The 6,901-nt window shown below is 67.6% G+C and carries 6 protein-coding genes and 1 pseudogene; 2 read left to right on the top strand and 5 right to left on the bottom strand.

The window, feature by feature from the left end; all coding sequences use genetic code 11:
* The coding region (locus VGH54_RS01680) for an MFS transporter (RefSeq protein ID WP_331510198.1) at positions 1-485 on the bottom strand (485 nt) is incomplete at its 3' end.
* A 135-nt stretch (positions 486-620) separates the two neighbouring features.
* Between VGH54_RS01680 and VGH54_RS01675 the strand changes: the two genes are divergently transcribed.
* On the top strand, positions 621-1,226 hold the full coding sequence (locus tag VGH54_RS01675; protein ID WP_331510197.1) for a YqgE/AlgH family protein: 606 nt from the start codon (positions 621-623) through the stop codon (positions 1,224-1,226).
* Positions 1,227-1,250: 24 nt separating this feature from the next.
* Here the strand turns inward: VGH54_RS01675 and VGH54_RS01670 are convergent, their stop codons facing one another.
* The 3 genes from VGH54_RS01670 to VGH54_RS01660 are packed head-to-tail and all read right to left on the bottom strand — an operon-like array spanning position 1,251 to position 3,575.
* Positions 1,251-2,243 (bottom strand): bile acid:sodium symporter family protein, encoded by a 993-nt coding sequence (locus VGH54_RS01670; protein WP_331510196.1) that lies wholly within the window; start codon positions 2,241-2,243, stop codon positions 1,251-1,253.
* Between the two features lie 16 nt (positions 2,244-2,259).
* The gene (locus VGH54_RS01665; protein WP_331510195.1) at positions 2,260-2,601 is read right to left on the bottom strand and encodes a hypothetical protein; all 342 of its coding nucleotides are present in this window, start codon (positions 2,599-2,601) and stop codon (positions 2,260-2,262) included.
* A gap of 41 nt (positions 2,602-2,642) precedes the next feature.
* Entirely contained in the window at positions 2,643-3,575 is a 933-nt protein-coding gene (locus VGH54_RS01660; protein ID WP_331510194.1) for an LpqN/LpqT family lipoprotein, read from the bottom strand.
* 197 nt (positions 3,576-3,772) lie between these two features.
* Between VGH54_RS01660 and leuS the strand changes: the two genes are divergently transcribed.
* Positions 3,773-6,658: a leucine--tRNA ligase gene (gene leuS, locus VGH54_RS01655; protein ID WP_331510193.1), complete on the top strand. Its 2,886-nt coding sequence runs from the start codon at positions 3,773-3,775 to the stop codon at positions 6,656-6,658.
* 35 nt (positions 6,659-6,693) lie between these two features.
* Here the strand turns inward: leuS and VGH54_RS01650 are convergent.
* A pseudogene (locus VGH54_RS01650) lies at positions 6,694-6,901 on the bottom strand (short chain dehydrogenase); the annotation flags it as partial.

The raw sequence follows: 6,901 nt of genomic DNA, 5'->3' as shown, positions 1-6,901 counted from the left end.
GCCGCGGCCGCGCCGACCGCCGACGCGATCGAGTTCATCGTGACGACCTGCTCGCGCGGCACGACGTGCGGCAGCGCGGCCGACAGCCCCGAGGCGACGAACCGGGCGAGGCCGTTGACCACCAGCGCGCCGCACAGCACGAGCACATTGCGGGCACCGAACGCCAGGCAGATTCCCACGATCGCGACCGACACCACCCGGCCCACGTTGGAGGCGATCAGCACCAGGCGGCGGTCCCAGCGGTCCATCAACGCACCCGCGAAGGGGCCGAGGAGCGAATACGGCAGAAACAACACGGCGAACGCGCCTGCGATGGCCAGCGGACGGGTGGCGCGTTCGGGGTTGAACAGCAGCGCGCCGGCCAGACCCGCCTGAAACAGGCCGTCGGCGAACTGGCTTGCTGTCCGCAACTCGAGCAGCCGCCAAAAGTCGGGCAAGCCGCGGACCGAGCGCCAGACAGCGACCGCCGCGCGCGGATGAGTCACTGCACCTACTTCCGAAAGGCATGCGGCCCGGCAGTCGCGAACCGAGCATCAGGCCCCTGTTAACAACAGTACAAATTCCTCGCGGCGCCCTGCTTGTTCGCCACGGTGGTCGGGCCTGGATGCGATGATGGGACTGTGGCGCAGTCCGAAGATCCAGAAGACTATGTTGCCCCCGCGGCATACCGAGTGCGCGCGGGCACTCTGCTTCTGGCGAACACGGATTTGCTCGAGCCGACGTTCCGTCGCAGCGTGATTTACATCGTCGAGCACAACGACGGGGGCACGCTGGGTGTCGTACTCAACCGTCCCAGCGAGACCGCGGTCTACAACGTGTTGCCGCAGTGGGCGCAGATAGCGTCGAAACCGAAGACGATGTTCATCGGCGGACCGGTCAAGCGCGATGCGGCGCTGTGCCTGGCAGTGCTGCGGGTGGGTGCGGTTCCCGACGACGTGCCGGGTTTGCGCCACGTGGCCGGCCGGATGGCGATGGTCGATCTCGACGCCGACCCCGAGTCGATCGGCCCGCTGGTCGAGGGGGTGCGGATCTTCGCCGGATACTCCGGCTGGACCATCGGTCAGCTCGAGGGTGAGATCGAGCGTGACGACTGGATTGTGTTGTCGGCGCTGCCCTCTGACGTTCTGGCCCAGCCACGGGTGGATCTGTGGGGCCGGGTGCTGCGGCGCCAGCCGCAGCCGCTCTCGATGCTGGCGACCCACCCGATCGACGTCAGCCGCAACTAGGCTGCCGTCACTGGGCAGGCGCCGCTACGCGGCTGCGGCGGGCTCATCGTCGAGGGAGTCGCGGGACAGTCTGCTCGCGATCACCGAGCACACCACCAGCTGGATCTGGTGGAAGATCATCAGCGGCAACATGATCACCCCGACGGTGGCGGCCGGGAAGAACACCAGCGCCATCGGAAGACCGGATGCCAGGCTCTTTTTCGAACCGCAGAACAGCAGCACGATGCTGTCGCCGCGATCCAGTCCGGCCACCCGACCGACCAGCCAGGTGAACGCCAGGACCACCGCCAGCAGCGCCGCGCTGACCACCGCGACGATCGCCAGTTGCCAGGCGTTGACGCTGCTCCAGATGTGCTCGACCATGCCCATCGAGAACGCGGTGTAGACGACCAACAGGATCGACCCCCGGTCGACGGCTTTGGTCAGTACCGTGTGCCGGGCAACCCAGTCGGCGATCCACGGCCGCATCAGTTGGCCCGCCACGAACGGCACCAGCAGTTGCACCACGACGTCGCGCACGGCGGCGGTGTCCATCCGGGCTCCGCCGCTGGTGTTCATCAGCAGCACGACGAGCAACGGGGTTAGCGCGATCCCCACGATATTGGACAGCGAGGCGCTGACCAGCGCAGCCGAGACATTGCCCCGCGCAATCGATGTGAAGGCGATCGAGGACTGGACGGTCGACGGGACCAGACACAGGAACAGCAGCCCGTTGTACAGGTCGAGGTTCAGCAGCCAGGGAACCAGGCCGCGGGCGGCCAGCCCGAGCACCGGAAAGACCACGAAGGTGGTAGCCAAAACCAGCAGGTGCAGCTGCCACCGTTTGACGCCGTGCCAGGCCTGCTGCGGAGACAGCCGGGCACCGTATAGCCAAAACAGCAGCGCGATAACGACTTTGGCGACCACCGCCATGACGTCGGCAAAGCCGCCGCGGGCCGGAAACAGTGCCGCCAGCGCGACAGTGGCTGCCATGGCCAGCAGGAACGTGTCAATCGGCAACGCCGAGAGCTTTTTCAACACAGGGGTGTACCGGTCAGTGGCAGGCCAGCGTGCAGGCCGCACAGGACCCGCCGCAGGGGGCCGCGGCCTCTTCGCGGCGCAGTGCGTAGCGCGCGGTCTGGTACGAGCCGGCGGCGACGGTACCCAGGGCGCCGGCGACGCACACGCAGATCACTGGCAGCGCGGTCGGCGCCGGTGCGGCCAGTGCGACGGTGCCTCCGGCGGCCAGCATGATCGCGCCGGCCAGCTGGGGCGGCGCGACCGAGCGCATGATCAGCCCGACGGTGCCGGTGCCGACGGGACGGACCAACGCCCGCAGTCCAAGCACGGCCATTACCACCGCCGCGCTCACACTCAGCACCCCCGCGATCAGCATGGGGTCACAATACGAGGCCGCTTTAGCCTCGCTGCGACGCCCTAGTGTGACAGTGCCTGAGGCGGAGCGACCACCGCAGGTGGCACGGCAGGCGGCGCGGGCGGGGCGGGTGCAGGCGGCGGGGCGGCGGGTGTGTTGGACCCGGGTGCGCCGGCCCGGAATCCGTTGATGATGCCGTCGGTGGCCGGCGCCTCGGCGACAGTTCCGCTGGCTTCGGTGGTCACCGCCAACGACACCAGGTACTTGTCGGGCCCGGAGGTGACGATGACGTTGCGATGCGAGGTATTGAGCGTCATCTCGTTCTGCCGGTAGGTGCCCTCGATGATCGACGACGGCGAGCCGTTGAAGTCGGCCAGCGAGGCATTCGTGGTGCGCCAGGCGGGCAGCTGCTGGGTGTCGATATAGCCATGCGTGATGGCTTCTTTCGGGTCGAAGTCGCCAACCAGCCGATAGACCACGAGCTGGGCGTTCGGCGTGTACAGGCTGCTGCTACGCCGATTGGCAGTCACGACGAACGCGTCGGGGACGTTGGGGTCGGGCACCTGCGTCCAGCCTTGCGGCATCGGCAAGGTGATGTCGAGGGCCTTGAAATCCTTCGCCTGCTGCGGCTCCAGCTTGACGTTCTTGCTCGCGAAGAATTCGCGCAAGGTGCCCGAGGCGGCCGGGGCGAGTTCCGGCGGCGCGGCGACCGGCGGCGCGGCGACCGGCGGCGCTGGTGCCAGTCCCGGAGCCACCGGGGCCACCGCGGGAGAGATCGGAGCGGGCGCCGCTGCGGCGGTGCCCGGCATCGGGTTGCCGACGGCGCCGGGGACGACGGCGACGGCTTGCGGCATCGGGGCGCCGGGAGCGGGGTTGGGGCGAGGCGGGAAGACCGGGTCGGCAGATGCGGCGGGGCTGGCAAGGCCCAGCACACCGGCAGCGCCGACGGCCAGACCCGCGACCGTTACTCGCCAGCTACGGGCAGTCTGCTTCATGAGGGCCGGTCCTTCCGAGATCGCTCGGGTCGTTGTCGAAGTCGCAGAAAGCGACTGTAACCAGGGGGAAGCGGCGGCTTCTAGCACCGGAATCGACCTGCAACACACCTGGGACACACCCCTGACCGGTCTGCAATCCAACCGAGACCGTCGGTGGTCGGCGGGTCGCTCGACGCGGCCCTTATAACCTGTTGGGCGTGACCGACTCCCCAACCGCCCCTGCCGAGCAGGCCGATCCCGACGCGCCGCGGTTTCGCTATACCGCGGACCTGGCCGGCCGCATCGAACGCACCTGGCAGGACAACTGGACCCGGCTGGGGACTTTCAACGTGCCTAACCCGGTCGGTTCGCTGGCGCCGACGGACGGTTCACCGGTGCCCGACGACAAAATGTTCGTACAGGACATGTTCCCGTATCCGTCGGGCGAGGGTCTGCACGTCGGCCATCCGCTCGGCTACATCGCCACCGATGTCTACGCGCGCTATTTTCGGATGCTGGGCCGCAATGTGTTGCACGCGTTGGGTTTCGATGCGTTCGGTCTGCCCGCCGAACAGTACGCGGTGCAGACCGGCACTCACCCGCGCACCCGCACCGAGGCCAACATCGTCAACTTCCGGCGGCAGCTGGGCCGGCTGGGTTTCGGCCACGACAACCGGCGCAGTTTTTCCACCACCGACGTCGAGTTCTACAAGTGGACGCAGTGGATCTTCCTGCAGATCTACAACGCGTGGTTCGACGAGGCGGCCGATAGGGCCCGCCCGATAGCCGAACTGGTCGCCGAATTCGATTCCGGTGCACGCCAATTGGATGACGGCCGGGATTGGGCGGCGTTATCGGCGGGAGAGCGCGCCGACGTGATCGACGCGCACCGCCTGGTATACCGTTCCGATTCGATGGTGAACTGGTGTCCGGGTCTGGGCACCGTGCTGGCCAACGAAGAGGTCACCGCCGACGGCCGCAGCGACCGGGGGAACTTCCCCGTCTTCCGCAAGCGGCTACGGCAGTGGATGATGCGGATCACCGCCTACGCCGACCGGCTGCTCGACGATCTCGACGTGCTGGACTGGCCGGAAAAGGTCAAGACCATGCAGCGCAACTGGATCGGCCGATCCACCGGCGCGGCAGCGCTGTTCGCGGCGCCCACCACCGATGGCGAAACCGTGGACCTGGAGGTGTTCACCACCCGGCCGGACACCCTTTTCGGCGCAACGTATCTGGTGCTGGCTCCCGAGCATGAGCTGGTCGACCGTCTGGTGGCGCCGCAATGGCCGGCCGGTGTGGATCCGCACTGGACCTACGATGCGGACAACCCCGTCCAGGCCGTCGCCGCCTACCGGCAGGCCATCGCCGCGAAGTCCGATCTGGAGCGTCAAGAGAACAAGGCCAAGACCGGCGTGTTCCTGGGCGCTTATGCGACCAACCCGGCCAACGGCGAGCAGGTGCCGGTCTTCATCGCCGACTACGTGCTGGCCGGATACGGCACCGGAGCGATCATGGCCGTGCCCGGCCACGACCAGCGCGACTGGGAGTTCGCCCACGAGTTCGGCCTGCCGGTCGTCGAAGTCATTGCCGGCGGCGATATTTCGAAGGCGGCATACACCCGCGAGGGCACCCTGGTGAACTCGGACTACCTCAACGGGTTGAGCGTTGCGTCCGCCAAGGAAGCCATCACCGCACGGCTGGAATCCGAAGGCCGCGGTGAGGCCCGCATCGAATACAAGCTGCGCGACTGGCTTTTCGCGCGGCAACGGTATTGGGGTGAGCCGTTTCCGATCGTCTACGACAGCGACGAACGCGCCCACGCGCTGGATGACGCCGCGCTGCCGGTCGAATTGCCCGACGTCCCGGATTACTCGCCGGTGCTGTTCGACCCCGACGACGCCGACAGCGAGCCGTCACCGCCGCTGGCCAAGGCCACCGATTGGGTGCACGTCGAGCTGGACCTCGGTGACGGCTTGAAGCCCTACACCCGCGACACCAACGTCATGCCGCAGTGGGCGGCCAGCTCCTGGTACGAGCTGCGTTACACCGATCCGCACAACGCAGAACGGTTCTGCGGCAAGGAGAATGAGGCCTACTGGATGGGCCCCCGGCCCGCGGAGCACGGCCCCGGCGATCCCGGTGGCGTCGACCTCTACGTCGGCGGTGCCGAGCATGCGGTGCTGCACCTGCTGTATTGCCGGTTCTGGCACAAGGTGCTATACGACCTCGGCCACGTCAGCTCGCGCGAGCCCTACCGCAGATTGGTCAACCAGGGCTACATTCAGGCGTTCGCGTATACCGACGCCCGCGGGTCCTACGTGACGGCCGCCGACGTCGTCGAGCGTGACGGCAAGTTCTACTACCCGGGCGCCGACGGGGAGATCGAAGTCTTCCAGGAATTCGGCAAAATCGGTAAGAGCCTGAAGAATTCGGTGTCGCCGGACGAGATGTGCGACGACTATGGCGCCGACACCCTGCGGGTGTACGAGATGTCGATGGGCCCGCTGGAGGCGTCACGCCCGTGGGCCACCAAGGACGTCGTCGGTGCGCACCGGTTCCTGCAGCGGGTGTGGCGGCTGGTGGTCGACGAGCAGTCCGGAGAGACTCGGGTGACCGACTGCGCCGATCTCGACACCGACACGCTGCGACTGCTGCACCGCACCATCGCCGGAGTCTCCGAAGACTATGCGGCACTGCGTAACAACACCGCGGTGGCCAAGCTGATCGAATACACCAACCACCTGACCAAACAGCACCGCGATTCGGTTCCGCGGGCCGCGGCCGAGCCGCTGGTGCTAATGCTGGCGCCGCTGGCTCCGCACCTGGCCGAGGAGTTGTGGCAGCGGCTGGGGCATGGGGCATCGCTGGCGCACGGGCCGTTCCCGGTCGCCGATCCCGACTATCTGGTCGAAGACAGCGTGGAATATCCCGTCCAGGTGAACGGCAAGGTGCGCGGGCGGATCACGGTGTCGGCCAGCGCCGACGCCGATGCGGTGGAGGTCGCAGCGCTGGCGGATGAGAAGGTGCAGGCGTTCCTGGCCGGCGCGACACCGAAGAAGGTGATCGTGGTCGCCGGGAAAATGGTCAACCTCGTCCTCTAGCCCGCCTCCTTCTCGGGCCGTTCCGGCCCGCATCGTCAGCGCGCGCGTGGTCTGAGGATGACCTCGTGTAGATGCCCGTCAGCCGGGGTCGCGATCGCGAACGCGACCGCCGCGGCGACCGTGTCGGCACGCAGGAACCGATCCGCGTCGTACTCGCCGTCCTCGAAGGACACCAGCTCGCGTTGCATGTCGGTGTCGGTGCGGCCGGGATAGACGGTGGTGACCCGCAGTGTCGGCTCGCTC

The sequence above is a fragment of the Mycobacterium sp. genome (assembly GCF_036488105.1).
Classification (GTDB): Bacteria; Actinomycetota; Actinomycetes; order Mycobacteriales; family Mycobacteriaceae; genus Mycobacterium.
This window is presented reverse-complemented; position numbering and strand designations above follow the sequence as displayed.